At 67.0% G+C, this 21,515-nt stretch carries 20 protein-coding genes; 4 read left to right on the top strand and 16 right to left on the bottom strand.

The features are described from left to right. Positions 1-22 precede the first annotated feature (22 nt). Positions 23-2,299 (top strand): DEAD/DEAH box helicase, encoded by a 2,277-nt coding sequence (gene sftH, locus HK401_RS10785; RefSeq protein WP_181274666.1) that lies wholly within the window; start codon positions 23-25, stop codon positions 2,297-2,299. Between the two features lie 5 nt (positions 2,300-2,304). Here sftH and HK401_RS10780 read toward each other — a convergent pair whose 3' ends face one another. The 9 genes from HK401_RS10780 to HK401_RS10740 form a co-directional block, all read right to left on the bottom strand. Continuing rightward, entirely contained in the window at positions 2,305-2,622 is a 318-nt protein-coding gene (locus HK401_RS10780; protein ID WP_181274665.1) for an Rv3654c family TadE-like protein, read from the bottom strand. Beyond that, positions 2,619-3,005, bottom strand: coding sequence for a TadE family protein (locus HK401_RS10775; protein ID WP_181274664.1), 387 nt, complete (start codon positions 3,003-3,005; stop codon positions 2,619-2,621). Before HK401_RS10775 ends, HK401_RS10780 begins: the two co-directional genes overlap by 4 nt. A gap of 6 nt (positions 3,006-3,011) precedes the next feature. Next, positions 3,012-3,257, bottom strand: coding sequence for a DUF4244 domain-containing protein (locus HK401_RS10770; protein ID WP_181274663.1), 246 nt, complete (start codon positions 3,255-3,257; stop codon positions 3,012-3,014). Between the two features lie 267 nt (positions 3,258-3,524). Next, positions 3,525-4,127, bottom strand: coding sequence for a GNAT family N-acetyltransferase (locus HK401_RS10765; RefSeq protein ID WP_181274662.1), 603 nt, complete (start codon positions 4,125-4,127; stop codon positions 3,525-3,527). A gap of 117 nt (positions 4,128-4,244) precedes the next feature. Next, on the bottom strand, positions 4,245-4,904 hold the full coding sequence (locus HK401_RS10760) for a type II secretion system F family protein (protein ID WP_181274661.1): 660 nt from the start codon (positions 4,902-4,904) through the stop codon (positions 4,245-4,247). Positions 4,905-4,909: 5 nt separating this feature from the next. Then, entirely contained in the window at positions 4,910-5,605 is a 696-nt protein-coding gene (locus HK401_RS10755; protein ID WP_181274660.1) for a type II secretion system F family protein, read from the bottom strand. Further along, positions 5,602-6,774 (bottom strand): TadA family conjugal transfer-associated ATPase, encoded by a 1,173-nt coding sequence (locus tag HK401_RS10750; protein WP_181274659.1) that lies wholly within the window; start codon positions 6,772-6,774, stop codon positions 5,602-5,604. Before HK401_RS10750 ends, HK401_RS10755 begins: the two co-directional genes overlap by 4 nt. Beyond that, positions 6,771-7,778 (bottom strand): septum site-determining protein Ssd, encoded by a 1,008-nt coding sequence (ssd, locus tag HK401_RS10745; RefSeq protein ID WP_181274658.1) that lies wholly within the window; start codon positions 7,776-7,778, stop codon positions 6,771-6,773. Before ssd ends, HK401_RS10750 begins: the two co-directional genes overlap by 4 nt. A gap of 246 nt (positions 7,779-8,024) precedes the next feature. Further along, positions 8,025-10,742 (bottom strand): hypothetical protein, encoded by a 2,718-nt coding sequence (locus HK401_RS10740; protein ID WP_181274657.1) that lies wholly within the window; start codon positions 10,740-10,742, stop codon positions 8,025-8,027. A gap of 338 nt (positions 10,743-11,080) precedes the next feature. On the opposite strand from HK401_RS10740, the gene acs reads away from it, so the two are divergent. Together acs and HK401_RS10730 are read left to right on the top strand one after the other, a co-directional pair. After that, positions 11,081-13,018 carry an acetate--CoA ligase gene (gene acs, locus HK401_RS10735; RefSeq protein WP_181274656.1) on the top strand — a complete coding sequence of 646 codons (1,938 nt, stop codon included), beginning with the start codon at positions 11,081-11,083 and terminating at the stop codon, positions 13,016-13,018. A gap of 192 nt (positions 13,019-13,210) precedes the next feature. Then, complete coding sequence (locus HK401_RS10730) at positions 13,211-13,618, top strand: phage holin family protein (RefSeq protein ID WP_181274655.1); 408 nt, start codon at positions 13,211-13,213, stop codon at positions 13,616-13,618. 167 nt (positions 13,619-13,785) lie between these two features. Here HK401_RS10730 and HK401_RS10725 read toward each other — a convergent pair whose 3' ends face one another. Continuing rightward, entirely contained in the window at positions 13,786-14,517 is a 732-nt protein-coding gene (locus HK401_RS10725) for an NUDIX hydrolase (protein WP_181274654.1), read from the bottom strand. Then, complete coding sequence (gene nth / locus HK401_RS10720) at positions 14,514-15,323, bottom strand: endonuclease III (RefSeq protein ID WP_373563647.1); 810 nt, start codon at positions 15,321-15,323, stop codon at positions 14,514-14,516. The genes HK401_RS10725 and nth overlap by 4 nt, the downstream gene beginning before the upstream one ends. Positions 15,324-15,556: 233 nt before the next feature. On the opposite strand from nth, the gene HK401_RS10715 reads away from it, so the two are divergent. Continuing rightward, a complete protein-coding gene (locus HK401_RS10715) occupies positions 15,557-16,234 on the top strand; it encodes a Crp/Fnr family transcriptional regulator (protein ID WP_181274653.1) in 678 nt (225 codons plus the stop codon). A gap of 138 nt (positions 16,235-16,372) precedes the next feature. On the opposite strand, the gene HK401_RS10710 is transcribed toward HK401_RS10715, so the two are convergent. The 5 genes from HK401_RS10710 to HK401_RS10690 form a co-directional block, all read right to left on the bottom strand. After that, a complete protein-coding gene (locus tag HK401_RS10710) occupies positions 16,373-17,140 on the bottom strand; it encodes an MBL fold metallo-hydrolase (RefSeq protein WP_181274652.1) in 768 nt (255 codons plus the stop codon). Then, entirely contained in the window at positions 17,137-18,114 is a 978-nt protein-coding gene (locus tag HK401_RS10705) for an NUDIX hydrolase (protein WP_181274651.1), read from the bottom strand. The genes HK401_RS10710 and HK401_RS10705 overlap by 4 nt, the downstream gene beginning before the upstream one ends. Continuing rightward, positions 18,104-18,577, bottom strand: coding sequence for a RidA family protein (locus HK401_RS10700; RefSeq protein WP_181274650.1), 474 nt, complete (start codon positions 18,575-18,577; stop codon positions 18,104-18,106). Before HK401_RS10700 ends, HK401_RS10705 begins: the two co-directional genes overlap by 11 nt. Positions 18,578-18,659: 82 nt before the next feature. Continuing rightward, complete coding sequence (sp36, locus tag HK401_RS10695; RefSeq protein ID WP_009883339.1) at positions 18,660-18,815, bottom strand: Sp36 family protein; 156 nt, start codon at positions 18,813-18,815, stop codon at positions 18,660-18,662. 302 nt (positions 18,816-19,117) lie between these two features. Beyond that, the gene (locus HK401_RS10690) at positions 19,118-21,487 is read right to left on the bottom strand and encodes a transglycosylase domain-containing protein (RefSeq protein WP_181274649.1); all 2,370 of its coding nucleotides are present in this window, start codon (positions 21,485-21,487) and stop codon (positions 19,118-19,120) included. Positions 21,488-21,515: the final 28 nt, after the last annotated feature.

Here is a 21,515-nt window from a genome sequence, read left to right as displayed (position 1 = left end):
ACGACTGCGCCATAATTGACCCATGGCCTCCTCTGCTCTCCTCGACATCGTCACCGGTTTCGGTGCCCGGGATGAGCGCATCGTCCACGTCCGCGACGTCCCGCAGCGCTTCGAGTCCGATGCCGCCTGGCCGGACTGGATCGACGAGGAGCTCAAGCACGCCTGCCACGCGATCGGCGTCGACGCGCTGTGGCAGCACCAGTTGGAGGCGGCGAGCACGGCCAGGGACGGATCCGATGTCGTCATCGCCACCCCCACCGCCTCGGGCAAGTCCCTGGGGTTCTGGCTGCCGGTGCTCGAATCGATCCAGGCGACGAGGGACAAGCTGCGCACCGCCTCGGCGATCTACATCGCTCCGACGAAGGCACTGGCCGCCGATCAGCTGGCGAAGTTGGAGCGCTTCATCGTCCAGGGCATGCGACCGGCCGCCTATGACGGGGACACCTCGCAGGCGTCGAAGGACTGGGCCCGGCGGCATGCGAACATCATCTTCACCAACCCGGACATGCTCCACCGGTCGATCCTGCCCCAGCACGAACGCTTCACCCGCATGTTCAAGAACCTGCGCTTCATCGTCATCGACGAAGCCCACCGGTACCGCGGGGTGTTCGGATCTCATGTCGCATTGATCCTGCGGCGTCTGCTGCGCATCGCCGCCCATTATGGTGCCTCTCCTGTCGTCATCGGCGCCTCGGCGACGATGGCCGACCCGGATGCGGCGTTCGCGAAGCTCACCGGCCGGCCCGCGCATGCGGTGACCGAGGATTCCTCGCCGCGAGCCGCCGGCAGCTTCGCCCTGTGGGAGCCTCCGGTCTCGCCCGGCGGGGACCGGCGCAGCGGGCTGGTCGAGGCTGCCGACATCATCACCGATGCGATGTGCGCAGGCTACCGGTCGATCACGTTCATCGCCTCCCGCCGCGGCACCGAGGCGCTGGCGCAGACCGTCCGTGACCAGGTCGGAGCGGTCGATGACTCACTGACCGGGAAGGTCGCCGCCTACCGGGGCGGGTACCTGGCCGAGGAGCGTCGAATGCTCGAGACCGCTCTGCGGTCGGGACAGCTGCTGGCGGTGGCCTCGACGAACGCCCTGGAGTTGGGCATCGACATCTCCGGTCTCGACCTCGTCATCATCTCCGGCTGGCCGGGCACCCTGGCCTCCCTGTGGCAGCAGGCGGGGCGCGCCGGGCGAGCAGGGCAGCGGTGGATGGCCGTGTTCATCGCCCGCGACGACCCTCTGGACACCTACGTCGTCCACCACCCCGAGGTCATCTTCGACTCCCCCGTCGACGCCGGGGTCATCCACCCGGGCAATCCGCATGTGCTCTCCGGGCATCTGTGCGCGGCCGCCGCCGAGGTGCCTCTGAAGGCAGGCGATCTCATGCACTTCCCGGACAATGCGCGTGAGGTCATCGACGACCTCGTCGAGCGGAAGATGCTGCGGGCACGGCCCACCGGATGGTTCTGGGCCAAGGACGAACCGGCGACGGATCTCTCCGACATCCGCGGGGCCGGGGGTGGACAGTTCCGCCTCGTCGAGTCGAGCACGGGCACACTGTTGGGCACCGTCGACGAGTCTGGGGCGCACACCGGCGCCCATCCGGGTGCGGTGTATACGCATCAGGGCGTCGACTTCACCGTCCTCGATCTCGACCTCGACGAACGCATCGTCTTGGTCGAACGCAGCGAGGTCGATTACACGACGCAGCCACGTTCGGCCACGGAGATCGAGATCGTCGACACCGACGCGCAGCGGGTGCTGCCCTCTGGAGTGGCAGTGTGCAGCGGGACCGTCGACGTCAAGGACCAGGTCGTGGCCTACCGGATGCGAGCGAAGCGCGGTGGGGCGATCATCGCCGAGCACGAACTCGACCTGCCCGAACGCACCCTGCAGACGAAGGCCGTGTGGTGGACGATCCCGCAGACGGTCCTCGATGAGGCCGAGGTCGCCTCCGGTGACCTGCCCGGAGCCGTCCATGCCGCCGAGCACGCCTCGATCGGGCTGCTGCCCCTCTTCGCCGGCTGCGACCGGTGGGACATCGGCGGGGTGTCGACGGCGCTGCATGCCGATACCGGCCTGGCGACCGTGTTCGTCTACGACGGGTTGGCCGGAGGTGCCGGTTTCGCCGAACGCGGCAGCGAGGTCATCGAAGACTGGCTGGCCGCAACTCGGGATGCCATCGCGGCGTGTGAGTGCATCGACGGCTGCCCCTCCTGCGTGCAGTCACCGAAATGCGGCAACGGCAATGAACCCTTGGAGAAGGACGCCGCGCTGCGCCTGCTGCGCACCGTGCTGCAGTGACGGCTCTACTTGCCCGCCACAGCCTTCTCCCTGACCTTCGGCAGCGGTCCCGGGATGTCGACCTCGACGACGACGTAGGCGGACTGTTCGCTCATCGACGCCCGACAGTCGCCGAGCCTACCGCCGTTGCGCTCAGCCACCTCCTTCGCGATCTCACAGGGCTCGCCGGTCGCGAGTCCGCGCACGGCATCGGCGGCGGCCAGCGCCGCCAGGTCGGCGGCACTCTGGGCTCGACTGTGAGCGACGAACGCCTGCCCGAGACTGCCGATCGCGGTGACGAGGACGAGGATGATCGAGCACAGTCCTACGACGATGTTCGTCATGACGTTCCTCCTCGGTCCCCTTCGTATCTGGCGGTGGCGGCGGCATCGACGGTGTCGAGGAAGAAGATCGCGGCCGGCAGACGGATGGTCACGGTGACGACGGAATAGCCGCCGTCGGCACGGACGGTGACCGATGAGGCCTCCCCTGCGTGCTTCTTCGCTTCGGCGACGACGGCCGCCTGCGACTCGCCGCGGGCGATCTCACGGGCCGCCGAGCGTGCCGCGTCGAAGGCTCGCAGCTGGGAGAAGCCGACCGCGGCGGCTCCCGTGAGCAGAACGATGAGCAGGACGATGGCGGGCATGACGACGGCGAATTCGGCCGTCGCCGTGCCCGCGTCACGGCCCTGCCTGTCGTCGACAGCACGGGAGCCTCGCCGGTTCATCTCGGTTCAGCTTCCCAGTCCGAGCGCGGTCTGGATGACCCCGGTGACGAGTTCCTTGATCGGTTCGGATTTGAGAATCACGACGAGCAGGGCTGCGAATCCGCAGGCGGCAAGCGTGGTGATCGCGTATTCGGCGGTGGTCGCTCCGGTGTCGTCTCCCCAGAACTCGTCGATGCCGAGATTCTCAGGGGCCGATTCGATCTGCTCGTCCGGTGGGTCGGCGATCTCCGGGGGCGGTGACGTGGTGCTCATGTTCTCCTCCTTGGCTGCGGATCCGCTCGCGCTCTGCAAGCGGACCTTCAGCCTGGGAGGCAGGAGGCGGGGCTGTCCAGGGTCGGAGTTGAGCCTGTGGATACCGTTTCGTCGTCCACAGGCAGATCACGTTCGAGTCGCGGCGGTGTCCACAGTCATCGGCGTGTGAGTGACCGCCTGATCGGCGGGATCGGTCCGAAGCCGACGGATGGTGCGGCTGCCGAGGCCGACTGTTGCCGCGGCCGCTGAGCCCGACTCCTGGGCGGCTCAGGTGTTTCCGGCCCAGTCATCTCGGAGAATGGCCATGATCACCTCGTCGTGGCGGCGTCCGTTGAAGAACACGGCCTCGCGTCGACGTCCTTCCTCGACGAATCCGGCCTTCGTGTATGAGGCGATTCCGCGGGTGTTGAACGCCCACGTCTGCAGCTCGATGCGGTTGAGTCCCAACTGGAGGAACCCGTACTTCACAGCCAACCGGACCGCATCGGAGCCGTACCCGCGACCGTGGAACTCCGGACCCAGGACGATCGCCAGGGTCGCGGACTGGTTGATCGGATTGCGTCCGTAGAGGGTGACGTGACCGACGAACTCCTCGGTCTCGATCAGTTCGATGCTCAAGCCCACGGCCTCGCTCGAGGTGTTCGCGCTCCACTGGGAGAACTGTTCGGAGACCCCGCCTTCGGGCCGCGGCAGAATCGTGTGGTTCTGCAGGACGACGATCGAGGGATCGAACCACCACTGTTCGAGGTAGGGCAGGTCCTCCTCACGCAGAGGACGCAGTCGCACGGTTCGGCCGACGAAGAGGTTTTCGGCGTAGTCTTCGGCCTGTTCGACATCGGACAGCTGATTGAAGGGTGTTACCTGTGCCATACGCCGACCCTACCGGCCGAATCTGAAAACCGGTTCCATACCACCGCCGTGCAGGGCTCGGGGGAAGCGTGCAGGGCTCGGAAGAACCAGTCAGGTCCCAGAAGCATCGGTCAGGGTTCAGAGGAAGACCGTAGTGAGATCCGAGAGAAGGGAGATGACGACGGGCACGACCGACAGCAGCAGGAACGCCGGCAGGATGCACACGCCCAGGGGCAGCACCAGCCTCACTCCGAGTGCCGCGGCGGCCTCCTGACGCCGTCTGCGGGAGGAGTCACGCAGCTCCTTGGCCACGGATTCGATGAGCGGTGCCGGGCCGACTCCGGTGTGTTCGGAGAACTCGAAGACTTCGAGCACGGGCAGCAGCCGGTCGTCCTCGGCGAGCTTCTTCCCACCGATCGTCATCGCCCGTCCGATGCGCTGCAGACCAGAACGGTCTCCCGTGGCGTCGGCCGTCAGCGTCAGTGCCACAGGGATCGGCAGTCCCGAGGTCAGGCAGATCGCCACGAGGTCGAGATCGAAGGCCAGCTGATCATCGGCCACGGCCGCAGGAGTGCCGGCGCGAACAGCTCCAGATTCGTCCTTACCGGCATCCTCGCGGGTTCCGACGTCACCGGCACCGCCACTGCTGCGAGCCCTGTCCCCAGCACCGGCAATGCTCCCGCCCGCACCGCTGCCGATTCTCCCAGCACCGAGCAGGCCCTGCAGTCGACCGCCGGTCGAGCCCGACCACAGCAGCACTGCGAGGGCGACGAGGATGCCGATGAACACAGGTCCCATGACGCTCACCGCTGTGCCCGCAGCATCATGGTCCGCATCCACCAGCGACCGAGCACGTAGAGGACGATTCCTCCGCCGATGCTCAGCTGACCGGGCAGACCGGAGACCAATTCGACCGGTCTGACGCCGATGAGCAGTCCCAGGCCGATGCCGATGAGCGGCAGCCAGCTGAGCACCCGCACTGTCGATTTCGGCCCGGCCATGGCGATCTGACGTTCCCGCTCCGCATCCAGGGCATCGCGTTGGGCGGCGGCATACCGCAGAATCATCTCGGCCGCCGGTGCCCCGGAACGTTCGGAGACCGTCCACACCGCAGCCATGCCGGCGAGAACCTCGGCGGCGGACGCCGGCAGTCCGACGCTGCGGGTGGCAATCGCCCGGCCCGGCTCCTCGCCCAGCGAGATGGCCCGCGATATCGGTGACAGGGCATCGTTCTGCCGACTCAAGGTCGCCATCACCGCCTGCGGGGTCATCCCGACCTTGAGCAGGTGGGCGCAGTTCTCGACCGCGGCGATCGCCCACAGTCTCTCGCTCTGCGCGTCCTCGACACTGCCGCCTCGGCGCAGGAGTCGAAGAGGGGACCATCGAGTAGATTCCTCGCGGCCGCCTCGGCGAAGGAGTTCGCGCAGACGGGCGCCCGGGTCCGGTGGGGCGGTGAGGATGACCCCGACGGCCACGAGGACGGCGGTGAGAACGATCATCCGGCGGACTTCTGTTCGAGCACGGCTTCGAACCGGGCCAGGGCACGACGGTTGACAGTGCCCGGCGACGACGGCGAAGGTCTGCCCCACACGGGTTCCATCACCACCCCATCGGTGCTCGTCCGCGTCGGAATCGCCAGTTCGGTGACCCCACGGTCGGACCCTGACCTGCGCAGATGGACGACGAGATCGATTGCGGTGGAGAACTGCGAATACACCGCCTCGGGGCTCATGTGCGCCAGCGCACCCAGGGCGGCCACACGGCTGGGCACAGCATCGGCGGTGTTCGCGTGGATCGTCGCGCACCCGCCCTCGTGGCCGGTGTTGAGCGCGGTGAGCATGTCCCTGACCTCGGCCCCGCGGCACTCGCCGACGACGAGGCGGTCCGGGCGCATCCGCAGGGCATTGCGGACGAGATCGGTCAGGGTCACCTCGCCGCCGCCTTCGACATTGGCCTGGCGGGCGGCGAGCTGGACGACGTGGGGATGGGCGACGATGAGCTCACGGGAGTCCTCGACGATGACGATGCGCTGGATGTCCTCGACGAGGGTGAGCAGGGCACCGAGGAGGACCGTCTTGCCCGTGCCCGTGCCGCCAGAGATGAGGATGTTCGCCCGTGCGGTGACCGCCTCGGCGATGAGCGGGCTGATCTCGTCGGGGATGAAGCCGTCGGCGCAGAGCACCGCGAAGGGGAATCCGGAGCGTTTGGGCACGCGGAAGGAGATCGTCGTGGTCTCGCCGGAGATCGGCGGGACGATCGCGTTCATCCGCACCCCGTCGGGCAGACGCACATCGACATAGGGACTCGAATCGTCGAGGCGGCGCCCACCGAGCGCGGCCAGCCGCACCGCCAGGGACCGCACCTCGTCCTCGGAACCGAGCGAGAGGTCGAGCAGGCGGGGACCGTCGCCGGTGTCGGCGAAGATCTCCCGCGGTCCGTTGACGAACACGTCGGTGGTGCCGGGGACCTCGAGCACGGACTGCAGGGGCCCGGCCCCGGACAGCTGCGCGGAGAGGCGGGTGACCAATTCGAGCAGGGCGGCCGACCCGAGGACCCGGCCGGTGCGTTGGACCGCCTCGGCGACGGCGGCGGTGGTCACCGGTCCCGGTTTGTCGAGCAGGGTCTTGCGGACGTCGGCGACGAGGGAGGCGTCGAGCCATTCGCTCATTCCACCCACTCCCCCAGCAGTCGGTCGACGAGGCGGCCGAGGTGGGCGCCTCCGGGGATGCCCTCCCCACGGTCGACGGCGGCGGACAGGCCGCGGTCGTCGCGGATGCTTCCGGCCAGGCTCAGCCCGATGGAGTCGGCGAGGAGTTCGGCGTCGAGTCCGCCGGCGCCGGTCTCGCGGACGACGAGGCGGACATCCGGGTGGGCTTGGGAAAGGCGTTTGGCGACCTGGGAGGCGGCGACTGCCGATCGGACCCGTGCCGGGGACACGAGCAGGACGTGGTGGCAGCGCCGGGTCCATTGGGGTGGGGCGTGGCGGGGCAGGTCGACGATGACGAGGTCGAAGGCCTGACCGGCGGCGGCGAGGAAGTCGTCGAAGACGTCCGGGTCGAGGTCGACGGTGTCGTCGCGTCCCCAGGACAGGAGGGCGAGCCCGTCGTGGCGGGGCAGGGCATCGGCCAGGGTCGAGGGGCGCAGCTGACCGCGGGAAGCGCTGAGGTCGGTCCACCGGGGTCCGGGCACCTGTTCGGCTCCGAGGACGAGGTCGAGTCCGCCGCCCAACGGGTCGGCGTCGACGAGGACGGCGCTGCTGTCGGCGGCGGCCCGGCGGGCGAGCGCGCAGGCCAGCACCGAGGCTCCGGCTCCGCCGCATCCGGCGACGACGCCGACCGTGGTCCCCGGGGCGACCGGGGGTTCGATGGCGGCGATCATCCGCCCGCTCAGCCATTCGGCCGCCGCCGGCAGCACGGCGAGCTGATCGACGCCGAGGTGGCTCGCCCTCGCCCAGGTCGAGCCGGGTTCGTCGCCGTCGAGGACGACGAGGATCCGGTCGGCTCGGTCCGTGGCGGGGGCTTCCTTCACATCCTCGCCGAGGAGGATGAGGGAGGCCGACTGCCAGCCTCCGGAGTCGGGCGGCAGGACGGTGAGGGTGACGCCGATGCTTTCGGCGACGCGGGCGCATTCTTCGGTGATTGCGCCGAGGTCGGTGATGAGGGCTACCTGCATGGCATGAAGCCTGTCGGCGGCTGGGTGTGCCGGGCCAGGTCGGAGTCGGTGCCTGTGGACGAGGACAACGAAGGGGCGCCTCCTGTGAGTTCGAGTCACAGGAGACGCCCCTTCGGTGCGTTGCGGACCTTCGGCCCTGGTCAGCGACGGTATCGGTCGCTGCGGCTCAGCTGGTGTGAGCCGGCTGGGGGCCGTTCGGTGCGAGCTGCGTCCACAGTTGAGGCGTCCGAGTCGGCCCCGGCACGATCAGCCGCGCTGGATACCGTCGATGTTGCGCAGGACGCCTTCGCGGCCGTCGGTGTCACGGACCTTGAACCAGGAACCGTTGTCCTCGAGGCTGAGGTACCAGTCGCCGGGATAGATCGTGAACACCGGCATCCCGGTCGTCGGGTCGACGGCCTCGCGCGGTTCGGGCACCGCGAACCAGAACGCCTGGATGATGGTGCGTCCACCGTCCTGGTTGTTCGGGTTGTTCTGGACAGCGTCGGTTCGGCCCTGACCGCCGACGGCGGGGCCCTGTCCGGCATCGGCCGGAACGGGCTCGCTGTCGATGGCCGTCTGCGCCACGGTGTCCTCGTCCGAGGAGCCCGACACCGCAGGCGCCTGGTTCTCGGTTTCGGGCCGGTCGTTCTCGGTTTCGGGCCGGTTGCGGTAGTTGGCGACGGGAACGTACTGTGTCGGTTCCTCGCTCTCGGGCGCTTCGATCCTCTCGCCCCGAGACGACGGCTGGTCCCCGGATTCCCCGGCCACGACGTTCTCGCCTGCCGGCCTGCTGACGACCGTCGCCTCTGTGGAGCGGATGTTGGCGTTGTCGCCCGAGTCCTCTGACGAGGTGCCCCCATCCGTTGACGAGCTCTCACCGACTGACGAGCTCTCACCGACTGACGAGTCGTCGGTCTGGCGCTCACCGGAGACGGGCTGCGCCGGGGAGTCGGCCTTCCCTGCCTCGTCGGCCCGCCCTACCTTGTCGGTCGAGGCCGCCGTCTCGGTGTCCCCACCGCCGATGGCCACTCCCTCGGAGGCAGGTGTGCTCGTGTCCGAGGACTTCGAGTTGACCTTCGAGACGAGGTCGCTGCTTTCAGCGGGCGAGACGACCGTCGGGGTCTCCTCGTCGGCGCGTGATTCCGCTTCCTTCGCCGAGGCGGTGGTGACGGAGTCCGAGCCCGTCGCCGCGTCGGCCGGGGCAGAATCCGAACCCGTGGTCGAGGCCGTTGAGCCGTCGCTCGGGCGTGCCGCAGAATCGGCGGTCTCGTCGGAATCCGATTCGGGGGCGGCGTGGCGTCCGCGGCGGCGCTCAAAGTCCGCATTGGCCGCGGCGGTTCCAGCGGCCACAGCTCCGGCGCCGGCACCGACCGCACCGACGCTCGCGGCGGCTGCCGCGGCACCGGAATCCGAATCGCTGTGCTCCGAGACCTGCTGGCCGGAATCACCCTGCGGCTGGTCGGTGCGGGAGCCGGTCTGATTGTGGCCCGCTCCGACGCCGAAGGCCTGAGTCGGTTCGCTCTGCGAGTGCTGCGGAGCCTCCGAATCCCGACGACCGAGGTAGGTCTGTCCGTCACCGGTGCTGTGCACAGCGCCGTCAGCGGAGTCGTCCGCTGACGTTCCCACATCGGCCGAATGAGCACCGGCGGCACTCCCGTGCGTGGAGTCGACAGCAGAATCGGCGCCAGAATCAGGGGAATTCTCAGCCGGCGCGGCGAAGGCATTCGCTGAGCCCACGGGCTCCTGCTGCTGAGGCGGAGCATAGGGGTTCGGCTGCTGTCCCTGCTCGGGAGCACCGAACTGGTTCTGGTTCTGTGCGAACTGATCGGAGCCGGACTGTCCCTGACCGCTGGTGGGGTCCTGCTGACCCGGCTGACCGGGCGCTGCGAACTGTGCCGATCCCGACTGGCCGGAATCATCAGGCTGACCGGGCTGACCCGGCTGTCCGAATCCCCCGAATTCGTCCTGACCGGCCTGACCCGGCTGACCACCCTGACCTGGCTGGCCGAACTGACCAGGCTGAGCCTGCCCTGGCTGTCCGGGCTGCCCCTGACCAAACTGAGCACCCTGAGCGGCACCGGCCGGAGCCGAACCGTACGGGACGAAGCCGGGAGCTCCGGCGTTGCCGCCGGGGACGTTCGCCACGGGGGCCGGATGCGGGGTGTGCTTCGCTACCGGGCGAGCCTTGGGATGAGTCTCGATGGCCTCGCGACCGTCGAATTCCTTCGCGAAGAAGGGAATCATCGTGAACACGCCGGCGAAGAACGCGATGAGAGCCGCGAAGAACGTCAGGTAGGAGCCCACATGCCAGTAGACGGCCGAGGTGAGCAGGTCGACGAAGACATAGGTGAACGCGATCGCCGAGAGCACCGAGATGAACTGGTCGAGTCCGAGCGATCCGACCCGCATCCGACCGCTGCCGAGCTTGTTGACCAGCACGGTCGCGACGATGAGCAGAATCGTGAGCACGGCGAAGACGAGTGCGCCCATATCGGCGACGTTCCAGTGCCACAGGGTCGTCGACTCCCACGAGTAGGCGCGGTAGGGCACGAACAGAGCGATGAGTGCCAGCAGACCGGCGAACAGCAGGAACAGGTCACGCAGCGTCAGCGGTCCGATGAGGCCCGGCCCCGTCTTCTGCTTGGGCGCGGGCGCTCCGCCGAACTGTCCGGGTGCCGAACCGTACGGACCAGGCGCCGAACCGTAGGGTCCGGGTCCCGAGCCGTATTGGGCGGGTCCCGAGCCGTATTGGACCGGTCCGGACCCGTACGGTCCGGGAGCAGACCCGTACTGCGCGGGCCCCGACCCATACGGTCCCGGCGCAGAGGCGTTCTGCCCGGGCGCTGCACCGTAGGGTCCCGGTCCCGATCCGTAACCCCCGGGCGCACCGCCTGGCTGCTGCTGATTCTGACCGGGGTACTGCGGGGGCTGATCCTGCCACGGCTGTGGCCCGGACCCGGTTGGATGCTGCGGCGAACTCATCGCTTACTCCACTCGATCTCGGGGAAAGGTAACAGTACTACTGTGCCTGCGCAGGTGGTTTCCCGACAGGTTCTGACCCCCATCCTTGCAGAACACAGGGCACCTGTGCACTCGTTCGCACATTCTGAACCGTTCGAATCGCCCTGCCTTCCCTTCGCCGAGGCGGGTCTCCGTGACCGTGGGTCCCCACCGTCTCCCTGTGACCCATAGCACGTCGATTCCGTTGTGGCTACCCCCGATCACACCGTTCATCCGGTGAAACACAGCGTCTCGTCCCGAGGCTGCGGGTATACAGTTCAAGAGGAATTTTCGATCCACCAAAGAAGTCGGAGGGAAGAATGACTGAGACCAGTGCCGAGCAGACCGAGACCTTTGCTCCACCCGAGCAGTTCGCGGCAGCCGCCAACGTCAAGGCCGACGAATACGAACGCGCCGATGCCGACTACCTCGGCTTCTGGGCCGAGCAGTCGCGTGATCTCGTCGATTGGAACGAGGACTTCGGTGAGGTCCTCGACTGGACGAACCCGCCGTTCGCGAAGTGGTTCGTCGGCGGCAAACTCAATGTCGCGTACAACTGCCTCGACCGCCACGTCGAGGCCGGCAACGGCGACCGCGTTGCGATCAACTTCGAGGGCGAGCCGGGCGATTCCCGCGTCTTCACCTACGCCGAACTCCTCGCCGAAGTGTCGAAGGCGGCCAACACGCTCACCGATCTCGGCGTCAAGGCCGGCGACCGCGTCGCCATCTACCTGCCGATGATCCCCGAGGCGATGATCTCGATGCTCGCCTGCGCCCGCCTCGGCGCCGCCCACTCGGTCGTCTTCGGCGGATTCTCCGCCGACGCGCTGCGCTCGCGCATCATCGATGCCGAGGCACGCGTGGTCATCACCGCTGATGGCAGCTACCGCCGAGGCAAGCCCACCAGCCTCAAACCGGCCGTCGACGAGGCACTGTCGGCCGGTGACACGCCCGTCGACCACGTCATCGTCGTCAACCGCACCGGTCAGGACGTCGATTGGGTCGACGGCCGCGACAAATGGTGGTCCGACACGGTGGACAAAGCCAGCGATCAGCACGAATGCGAGTTCTTCGACTCGGAGAACCCGCTGTTCATCCTCTACACCTCCGGCACGACGGGGAAACCCAAGGGCATCCTCCACACCACCGGCGGCTACCTCACGCAGGTGCTGTACTCGATGAAGGCCGTCTTCGACGCGAAGCCGGAGACCGATGTCTTCTGGTGCACCGCCGACGTCGGCTGGGTCACCGGACACTCCTATGTCGCCTATGGTCCCCTGGCCGCGGGGATGACGCAGGTCGTCTACGAGGGCACCCCCGACACTCCGCACCAGGGCCGCTGGTGGGAGATCGTCGAGAAGTACAAGGTGACGACCCTCTACGCCGCCCCGACGGCGATCCGCACCTGCATGAAGTGGGGCGAGGAGATCCCGGGCAAGTACGATCTGTCCAGCCTGCGCCTGCTCGGCAGCGTCGGCGAACCGATCAACCCCGAGGCCTGGCGCTGGTACCACCGCGTCATCGGCGGCGAACGCTGCCCGATCGTCGACACCTGGTGGCAGACGGAGACCGGTGCGCACATGATCGCTCCCCTGCCCGGAGTGATGTCGACGAAGCCCGGTTCCTCGCAGCGCCCGATCCCCGGCATCTCCGTCGATGTCGTCGACGACACCGGGAAGAATCCGGCCGGACCGGAGGGCGGTCTGCTCGTCATCCGTCAGCCCTGGCCGTCGATGCTGCGCGGCATCTGGAAAGATCCGGAGCGTTTCAAGGAGACCTACTGGTCACGGTTCGAGGACACGTACTTCGCCGGTGACGGTGCCCGCCGCGACGAGGACGGAGACATCTGGTTCCTGGGTCGCGTCGACGATGTGATGAACGTGTCCGGCCACCGTCTGTCGACCGCGGAGATCGAGTCCTCCCTCGTCGCCCATTCCAAGGTCGCCGAGGCGGCTGTGGTCGGTGCCGCCGACGAAACCTCCGGTCAGGCGGTCATCGCCTTCGTCATCGTCGTGGGCGGCGTCGAGGACTCCCCGGAGACCGCCGAGGAGCTGCGTCAGCACGTGGGCAAGGACATCGGTCCGATCGCTAAGCCGAAGAAGGTCCACATCGTCACCGATCTGCCGAAGACCCGGTCGGGCAAGATCATGCGTCGACTGCTCAAGGACGTCGCGGAGAACCGAGAGGTCGGCAATACGATGACGCTGGCCGATGCCTCGGTGATGGAGGGCATCGAGAAGTCGGTCGCCGAATCCTGAGTCGAAGCCCCTCGGCGGCGACACGGTCCGTTCGCTGAGGACGACCCGCCGGTGACGGACGGCTGCAGCGCAGCTGCGCGGTCCGGATCCGGCGGGTTTTCTCAGTTTTCGCCCGGTTCGCCTTTGGCCGCAGGGCGCCTTCAGACTACTCTTTAGTTAGATTGTCCTCTCGTTCTCGATTTAGGAGCACTCATGGCCGAACGGTCGATCAGCGAACTGATCAAAGGCATCAGCGACGATTCCAAAGCGATCGCCGAAGAAGAGATTGCGCTGGCCAAGGCCGAGGCCACTGCCGGAGCCAAGAACCTGGGCATCGGCGCCGGTCTCGCCATCGTCGCCCTCTTCCTGCTCTTCCTCTCCTCCTTCATGGTGATCTTCGCCGGCGCGGCCGCCTTCCACGAGGGCCTCGACTGGCCGTGGTGGGGCAGCTTCCTCATCGTCTTCGGCATCCTCGCCGTCATCGCGATCATCCTCGTCCTCGTCGCCCTGCCGCTGTTCAAGAAGGGCAACCCGGTGCCGGGCACGGCGATCGGCTCGGCGAAGTCGCTGGTCGCTTCGGTCAAGCGCGCGGTCAAGAACCCCTCAGGCCCGAGGTACTGAACACGCTTCGCACCTGAGAGCCACCGCCAGAGAACCCCCGAGACACACAGGAGGCGCCGGACATCACGTCCGGCGCCTCCTTGCGTATTCACTATGCACCGATAAAGAAGCGCAAACTGTGCGAAAGCGTGTACTGGCAGAGCGTGCCCGCTCAGTCGCCTGTCCGCTCAGAAGTCGATGGCGATGGGAGCCTGCTTGTCCCAGCCCCCCGCCCAGCCGAGGTGGTCGAGGGCGAAGTCGAGGATGCCGGCGGTGAAGCCCCACACCTTGAGCACACCGACGTCGAAGGCCGGGGTCGTGAGCCCCAGATCCGGGCGGGCGAAGGTGCCGCGGTTGGCCGGGGCGACGAGGTCGGCGATGGCCACACGGTAGACGGAATAGGACTCGCGGTGGTCCATCACCTGCACCGCTCCGGGTGTCCTCCAGTAGCCGATCACCGGGGTGACCTCGAACTTCGAGACCGGAATATAGAGCGGATCCATCTCCCCGAGCACTTCGACGGTGTCAGGTTGGATTCCGGCCTCCTCTTCGGCCTCACGCAGCGCCGCCGCGGACATCGATGCGTCCTCGGGGTCGCGTCCGCCGCCGGGGAAGGCGACCTGTCCGGGGTGGTGCCGCAGCGTCGCCGCGCGCTGGAGAAGGACGATGTCGACGTCGGCGACGCCGAGGTCCGACAGGCGACTGGCCTCGGCCCGTCCGGCATCGGTTCGCGGCGCTCCCCCACGCCCGAAGAGCATGAGCACCGCGGCGTCCCGCGCCTGGTCCTCCGCCGAGTCCTTCTGCCGCCGCAGCCACAGCGGCGAACCGTGTGAGGTCGCGAGCTCCTCGAGCTGGCCCCTCAGCGCTCCGTCCGCGATCGTCGCGGACTCGGGTGGCAAGTCGGGGATCCCGGTGCTCACTTCTCGGCCTCGGGAGCGTCAGCGGTGGTCACGGCCGTCATGTCGGCGGCGGCTGCCTCGGCGGGGGTGGCCAATGGGGCCATTTCGAATCTGAGCATGGCGCGGGCGTTGTCCGGGTCGAGTTCCCCGATCCCGAAGGACGGGCACAGATCCGTCAGCGGGCAGGCTCCGCAGGCTGGCCTGCGGGAGTGGCAGATGCGGCGGCCGTGGAAGATCACCCGATGCGAGAGCAGGGTGAGGTCCTTCTTCGGGAACAGGGCGGCGATGTCGTGTTCGGCCTTGACCGGGTCGGTCTCCTCCGTCCATCCGAACCGGCGGGCCAGCCTGCCCATGTGCGTGTCGACGGTCAGACCAGGGGTGTCGAAGGCGTTGCCGAGGACGACATTCGCGGTTTTGCGACCGACACCGGCGAGCTTGACGAGCTTGTCCATCCGGTCCGGCACGACTCCGTCGTAGTCATCGACGAGTTCGTTCGCGAGCTTGACGATGTTGCGGGCCTTCGCGCGGTAGAAGCCTGTGGAGCGGATGAGCTCCTCGACCTCGATGAGGTTGGCCACGGCCAGGGAATGCGCATCGGGGAAGGCGGCGAAGAGGCCCGGGGTGACGGCGTTGACGCGGATGTCGGTGGTCTGCGCGGACAGGACGGTGGCGATGAGCAGCTGGAACGGGGTGTCGAAGTCGAGTTCGCACTTCGCGTTCGGATACACCTCAGCGAGGATGCGATGGATCTTCCGGGCCCGTCGCGTCCGCCCCAGCGGGGTCTCCTTCGCGAACTTCCGTGCGCTCTTCTCTGCCACCGTCAACACGACTCACCATCCTAATCCGTGCCTCCACAATCCGCAGTTAGGCCGCTCACATCAGGTGGTCAGGTGCCCGGAGGAGTAGAGTGGCGCGGGCTGTGACGTCGGCTCGGCGGTGATGTGAGGGTCGCGGGCAGGGCGGGTTTTCATACTCATGGGCCACACTCCCGCGTCTTTGCTGGTATCGATGCTGTTGACCAGGTAGATTTATGTGTGATTATCACGACAAGGAGGAACCAGTGGATATTGAAGTGGTGCGGGGCGCGACGCTCTTCGCAGGTCTGGACGATGAAGCCACCAGTGCATTGATGAAGTTCATGAACCCGCGGAGTCTCCGTCGGGGAACCGTGCTCTTCCATGAAGGCGATGCCGGCGATGAGCTCTACATCGTCTCCAGCGGCAAGCTCAAGATCGGCCGGGAGTCCTCCGACGGTCGCGAGAACCTGCTTTCCGTGGTCGGCCCCGGCGAGATCATCGGTGAGCTCAGCCTCTTCGATCCGGGCCCACGCTCGACCTCCGTCACCGCTGTCTCCCAGTCCGAGTTGCTCAGCCTCAAGCACGAGGACCTCACCACCTGGCTCCATGAGCGCCCGCAGGCCGCGATGAACCTGCTCAAGGCTCTCGCGCAGCGTCTGCGTCGGACGAATGAGACCGTCGGCGACCTCGTGTTCTCCGATGTGCCCGGACGTGTCGCCAAGGCGCTGCTCGACCTGGCCGCCCGGTTCTCGAAGCCGGCCCCGGACGGTGTCCTCGTCGCCCACGACCTCACCCAGGAAGAGCTCGCGCAGCTCGTCGGTGCCTCCCGTGAGACCGTGAACAAGGCTCTGGCCGACTTCGCCGCCCGCGGCTTCATCCGCCTCGAGGCCCGCTCGGTCGTCATCCTCGACATGGACCGGATGCGCAACCGCGCCCGCTGATCCTCCCGCGGCCCCGATGCCGCACGCGTGACGAACGCCCCAGCCGATCGGCTGGGGCGTTCGTCATGTCCGGGATCAGAGTGGCGGTGGAGTCCTGGCCGCCGCTCAGACGAAGGTGTTTCAGGCGTCGTCGGTCTCTCAGGCGTCGTCGGCGACGGGAAGGGCGTCGAGGTAGGCCAGCTGGGCCTTGACGATCTGCTCGGCGGCCGGTCGCACGCTCGCATCGACGTCATGGTAGACGATGTCGCACACCTCGGCGGCGGTCGTCGCCCCCTGCGTCAGAGCGGACCTGACCTGCTCGATGCGCTCCAGGCGGTGGGTGCGGTAGTAGTCGATCACCTTGGCGGGGTCATCGATGCGCGGGCCGTGGGCGGGTTCGATGATCGCGAACTCGCCCTCGTCGAGCAGCGTCCTGAGGCGTCCGAGGGAGTCGAGGTAGTCGCGCAGCGACCCTTCGGGGTGGGTGACGATCGTCGTCCCCTCCCCCAGGATCGTGTCGCCGCTGTAGAGGGCTCCGGCGTGGATGAGGCTGATGCTGTCGCTGGTGTGGCCGGGGGTGGCCACGACGCGCAGGACGTCGGCCGGGGTGTCGCCGAAAGCGATCTCGTCCCCGTCAGCCACGGGATCGGTGTGCCGGGCGAAGCGCTCGAGCACGGCATAGACGGGCACCTCGGGGGCCCACTGGTCGATGCTGCCGAGAATCTCCGAATGGTCGGCGTGCTGGTGGGTGAGCACGATCGCGCGCAGATCCCGGTCGGCCACCTCGGCGAGGAAGGCCTCACGATGATCGGCCATCTCCGGGCCGGGATCGATGACGACCGCCGAGGTATCGTCCTGGCTGGTGAGCACGTACGTGTTAGTTCCGGTCAGGGTCATCGGGCCGGGGTTGTTCGCGCGGATTCTCATGAGTCCTCGCTCTCCTCGTCTGTTCGGTCGTCTTCGTCGTCATCGCCGCTGAAGGTCAGGAAGCCAGGGTTCTGGTCGTTGTCGTTCTCACCGACGGCAATCGCCCGGTCGCGCAGCGATCCCTTCCCGTGCGGGTCCTTGCCGGCTTGGATGACGACCTTCCACTCGCCGTCGACGCTGATGACCTCGGGGCGCAGAGGATGGACGTTGCGCACCTGTGCCATGGCTGCTCCGACGGTGGCGACCTCGGCGAGGCTTTCGACGATGAGTCGGGCGCTGGCACCGATGCTGTTGGGGTCGCCTCCGGCTTCGGCAAGGATCTGACCGGGGCGTTTCCACCCGCCGGAGGTCTCGTTCGGTGACAGGAAGTCGACCTCCTGTCCGAAGGGTACGGTCGCGATGAAGAAGGTGGTGTCGAAGCGGTGCAGCTGGGTGGGCGTGTTGATCCAGCGCAGCCACGGTTTGCACAGGTCGGGGCGCAGGCGCAGGTCACGGTCACGCAGGATCTGCGACCAGGAGACTTCGTTGGTGAACAGCCGGGATCGGGTGCCTCGCCAATCTGTCTGCGGGGCGGCGACGATCTCACGGTCGACGTCTTCGGCGAGCAGAACGCCGGTGGCGGCGAAAGCGATGCGTGCGGCTGCGGAGAAGTGGTGGAGGGCGCGGGATCTGTTCTCGATGCTCAGTGCCCGTGCGCAGCGGGCGGAGTTCCACCCGGCCAGCGGCAGTTTGCGCACATCGCCCGGGCGCAGGCTGGTGGTGGGAAATGCCCACCGATTGCGGTCCTCGACGCCCCGGGCGTCGAGCTGTCGGGTGATGAAGACTTCAAGACCGTCGACAGCGTCCCTGATCAGCACGATCGCCGAGGTGGGGCGTGGGGCCTCAGGGACGGGCCACCGTCCGTCGGACTGCCACTGGTCGAGCAGCCAGCGCAGTTCCGACGAGACGGGAAGGGTGCGTCCGCTAAGCGGCATCGCCTGCAACCTCGACGACGACCTCGACCTCGACCGGGGTGCCCAGGGGCAGGGTGTTCACGCCGACGGCGCTGCGGGCGTGCTGACCGCGGTCGCCGAAGATCTCGCCGTAGAGTTCGGAGACGCCGTTGATCACGGCCGGCTGCTGGGTGAAGTCATCGGCGGAGTTGACGAAGCCGGTGACCTTGACGACGCGCACGATCTGATCCAGGTCGCCGATGACGCCGGCGATCGCGGCCAGGGCGTTGAGTCCGGCGGTGCGGGCCAGCTGGTAGCCGGTGTCGAGATCGACGTCGGAGCCGATGTGGCCGGTGGCCGGCAGTTTGCCGTCGACGACAGGCAGCTGGCCGGAGGTGTAGACGTAGTCACCGGTGCGCAGTGCGGGAACGTAGGCACCGGCAGGAGCGGCGATCTCGGGCAGCTCGAGGCCGAGTTCGGTGAGGCGGTCAAGAGTTTTCGACATGGTTGCTCTTTCGACGTTGGTGGTGTGAACGATGACGGCGGACCCGGGAGGGCTGGCAGCTACCTCGGCGCCGGGGTTTCGCCTATTCCTTCGGGCGCTTGAGGTAGGCGACGAGGCCGTTGTTGTCCGGACCGGGGACGACTTGGACGAGTTCGTAACCGTCCTCGCCCCACTGATCGAGGATCTGCTTCGTCGCATGGACGATGAGCGGCACGGTGACGTATTCCCACTTGGTCATGATTCTCCTCGGTTGTCTCTTCAACATTGGCAGGTGCCAATCCCAACACTATCCGAGAAGACCTTTTTCAGTGAGGCCGTTGCGTCAAGTGGGGAGACACGGCGGCGGCGCTCTTGATAGCTCGCTGAACGCCGTCGGTCAGTCGATGAAGGAGGCGGCCGTGAACCAGGCGGCGGTCCCGACGGGGCCGGCGCAGAGTACGCCGGTTGAATCAGAGGAGGCGCGGTGGTCGTGGTGACCACCGCGCCTCACACGATCAGCGGGCCCGATCGACCGGACGCCGGGATGACGACGCGGACGTCTCAGTTGCCGCCGAGACCTGGTGCCTCGTCGCCGCCATCTCCTCCGCCGTCGCCGCCATCTCCTCCGCCGTTGCCACCGCCACCGCCGCCGGTGCCTCCACCGCCGCCGTTCGACGAGCCGCCGCCGGTGCCTCCACCGCCGCCGTTCGACGAGCCGCCACCGCCGGTACCGCCACCACCGCCGCCGCTGCGGCCGTTGGTCGACGATCCGCCGCCGCCTCCGGAGCCGCCGCCCTGGAAGTACTTGCCGCTGGGCTTGGGGAAGCCGGTATTGCCCTTGGTCTCCTTGACCGCCTGGCTCATGTAGGCCTGCCAGGTCTTACCGGAGATCGTGGCACCGTAGATGTGTCCGCGCACGGCACCGGCGCCGTTGGTACGCCAGTCGCGGGTTCCGCTGGGGTCACCTGTCCAGACCGCAGTTGCCAGGGTCTTCGTGAACCCGAGCAGCCAGGTGTGGCCGACGTCGAAGTTCGTCGTACCGGTCTTCGCACCGGCAGGCACGCCGATTCCGAGACCGGTGGTCGTACCACCGTTGAAGGTCTGCGTCAGCGCATACGCGACGCCCTTGGCCACGTCCTTGTCGAGGACTCGTTTGCAGCCTTCGCCCGGAACATCGACCTTTTTCCCGTTGCGGTCCTTGATCTCGGTGATCGGCTTGGGGCCGCAGAACTCTCCTTCGTTCGCGAAGGTCGCGAATGCCGCGGCCATGGCGATCGGGGTGGTCTCGGTCGTACCGAGGATGGATGAGGGCGACAGGGCCTGGATGAAGCCCTGCTTGTTCTTGTAGTCGAGGGTCTCGCCGCTGCCGTAGCGGATGCCCAGATCCATCGCAGTGTCCATGATGTCGCACATGTTGAGCTGATTGCCCATAGCGGCGTAGCCCGTGTTGACGGACTTCTTCGTCGCTTCGAGCGCGGTCATCGAGCCTTTTCCCTCGCCGTCGCCGGCGTTGTTCGGATCCCAGTCGCCGCCCATGTTCGGGCAGCCGCTGTACTTCCAAGAGCTCGCTGGGAAGTTGCGCTTCGTGGCGTTGACTGTGGTGTTGAGGCTCTTGCCTTCCTTCAGCCATGTGGCCAGCACGAAGGGCTTCCATGTCGAACCGACCTGGAATCCGCCACCGCCGTTGTGCTTCTTGTCGACGGTGTAGTTGATCGAGGTCTTCTTGTTCTTGTCCTTCTTCTTGACCTCTCCGGCGGTGTACTCACGGTTCTCGGCCATGGCGATGACCTCACCGGTGCCGGGTTCGATCGTCACCAGCGCGTGACCGGCACCGGAGGGGTCACCGACGGGCACACGCTTCTTAACCTCTTTGTCCGCGATCTTCTGGATATCGGGATTGAGGCTGGTCTTGATCGTCAGGCCGCCACGCTGGAGGAAGGCGAGTCGCTTATCGACTGTGTCGCCGAAGGTGTCATCATTCATGATGACGTTCTGGACGTAGTTGCAGAAGAACTCTGACTTGCTCTTGGCCGCCGAGCAGCCGTTCGGCGTCTCATGCAGATCGAGGTCGAGGTCGGTCTTGACCGCCTTGTCGTATTCCTTCTGCGTGATGTGCTTGTACTTGAGCATCTGCCCGAGCACAGTATTGCGGCGTTTGAGTACCTGGTCGGGGAACCGCTGCGGGTTGAACGCGGAAGGGTTCTGCACGATTCCGGCGAGCATCGCCGACTGCTGGATGTTGAGATCCTTCGCGTGGATGCCCCAGTACCGGTAGGCGGCGGCTTCGACGCCGTAGACGTTCGGAGATCCCGAGTAGTTGTTGATGTTCATGTAGCGGTTGAGGATTTCTTTCTTGTCATACTTCTTCTCAACCGCAACAGCGAGCTTGGCCTCACGCAGCTTACGCGCGTAGCCGGCGGTGCCTTCGGACTCCTTCGCCGCTGCGACGCCTTCTTCGTTCTCCTCGGCGTGGGCGTTCTCGGCGAGCACGTTCTTCACGTACTGCTGGGTCAGTGTCGATCCGCCCTGCGTCGTCGAGGACACCATATTGTGCACCGCTGCACGGGCGATGCCCTCGATATCGACGCCGCCGTGTTCGAAGTACCGATAGTCCTCGACGGCGATCGTCGCATTCTGCATGTTGTCCGAGATTTCGTCCAGCGGCACCTCTTGGCGGTTCTGCCAGTAAAAGTCCGCGAGCTTGGACCCATCGGAGGCGAGCATCGTCGACTTCTCGCCGAGATCCTTGATCTCCAAGGTGGCGGGAAGCGAATCGAAGATCTCGACCGCGCTGTTCGCGCTGGCTGTGGCTACGCCGACTCCGGGGATGGCAAGACCGGCGGCGACGATGCCCGCCACCGCGCTGACGGCGACGAACTGCATGAACGCGCCCATCTTGGTCGGAGTGGGGTTTGACTCAGGAGACACCATGAAAACAAGTTTAGCGAATTCGCCTTGT

It is taken from the genome of Brevibacterium oceani, from assembly GCF_013623835.1.
In the GTDB taxonomy this organism is placed as follows: Bacteria; Actinomycetota; Actinomycetes; order Actinomycetales; family Brevibacteriaceae; genus Brevibacterium; species Brevibacterium oceani.
This window is presented reverse-complemented; position numbering and strand designations above follow the sequence as displayed.

Coding starts and splice junctions, on each gene's coding strand:
- ssd (WP_181274658.1), bottom strand. CDS start 7,778: ATGCAGGTAGCCCTCATCACCGACCTCGGCGCAATCACCGAAGAATGC.
- HK401_RS10770 (WP_181274663.1), bottom strand. CDS start 3,257: ATGAGCACCACGTCACCGCCCCCGGAGATCGCCGACCCACCGGACGAG.
- HK401_RS10710 (WP_181274652.1), bottom strand. CDS start 17,140: ATGAGAATCCGCGCGAACAACCCCGGCCCGATGACCCTGACCGGAACT.
- HK401_RS10750 (WP_181274659.1), bottom strand. CDS start 6,774: ATGAGCGAATGGCTCGACGCCTCCCTCGTCGCCGACGTCCGCAAGACC.
- HK401_RS10705 (WP_181274651.1), bottom strand. CDS start 18,114: ATGCCGCTTAGCGGACGCACCCTTCCCGTCTCGTCGGAACTGCGCTGG.
- HK401_RS10755 (WP_181274660.1), bottom strand. CDS start 5,605: ATGATCGTTCTCACCGCCGTCCTCGTGGCCGTCGGGGTCATCCTCACC.
- acs (WP_181274656.1), top strand. CDS start 11,081: ATGACTGAGACCAGTGCCGAGCAGACCGAGACCTTTGCTCCACCCGAG.
- HK401_RS10775 (WP_181274664.1), bottom strand. CDS start 3,005: ATGAACCGGCGAGGCTCCCGTGCTGTCGACGACAGGCAGGGCCGTGAC.
- HK401_RS10760 (WP_181274661.1), bottom strand. CDS start 4,904: ATGGGACCTGTGTTCATCGGCATCCTCGTCGCCCTCGCAGTGCTGCTG.
- HK401_RS10740 (WP_181274657.1), bottom strand. CDS start 10,742: ATGAGTTCGCCGCAGCATCCAACCGGGTCCGGGCCACAGCCGTGGCAG.
- HK401_RS10730 (WP_181274655.1), top strand. CDS start 13,211: ATGGCCGAACGGTCGATCAGCGAACTGATCAAAGGCATCAGCGACGAT.
- HK401_RS10780 (WP_181274665.1), bottom strand. CDS start 2,622: ATGACGAACATCGTCGTAGGACTGTGCTCGATCATCCTCGTCCTCGTC.
- HK401_RS10690 (WP_181274649.1), bottom strand. CDS start 21,487: ATGGTGTCTCCTGAGTCAAACCCCACTCCGACCAAGATGGGCGCGTTC.
- sftH (WP_181274666.1), top strand. CDS start 23: ATGGCCTCCTCTGCTCTCCTCGACATCGTCACCGGTTTCGGTGCCCGG.
- sp36 (WP_009883339.1), bottom strand. CDS start 18,815: ATGACCAAGTGGGAATACGTCACCGTGCCGCTCATCGTCCATGCGACG.
- HK401_RS10700 (WP_181274650.1), bottom strand. CDS start 18,577: ATGTCGAAAACTCTTGACCGCCTCACCGAACTCGGCCTCGAGCTGCCC.
- HK401_RS10765 (WP_181274662.1), bottom strand. CDS start 4,127: ATGGCACAGGTAACACCCTTCAATCAGCTGTCCGATGTCGAACAGGCC.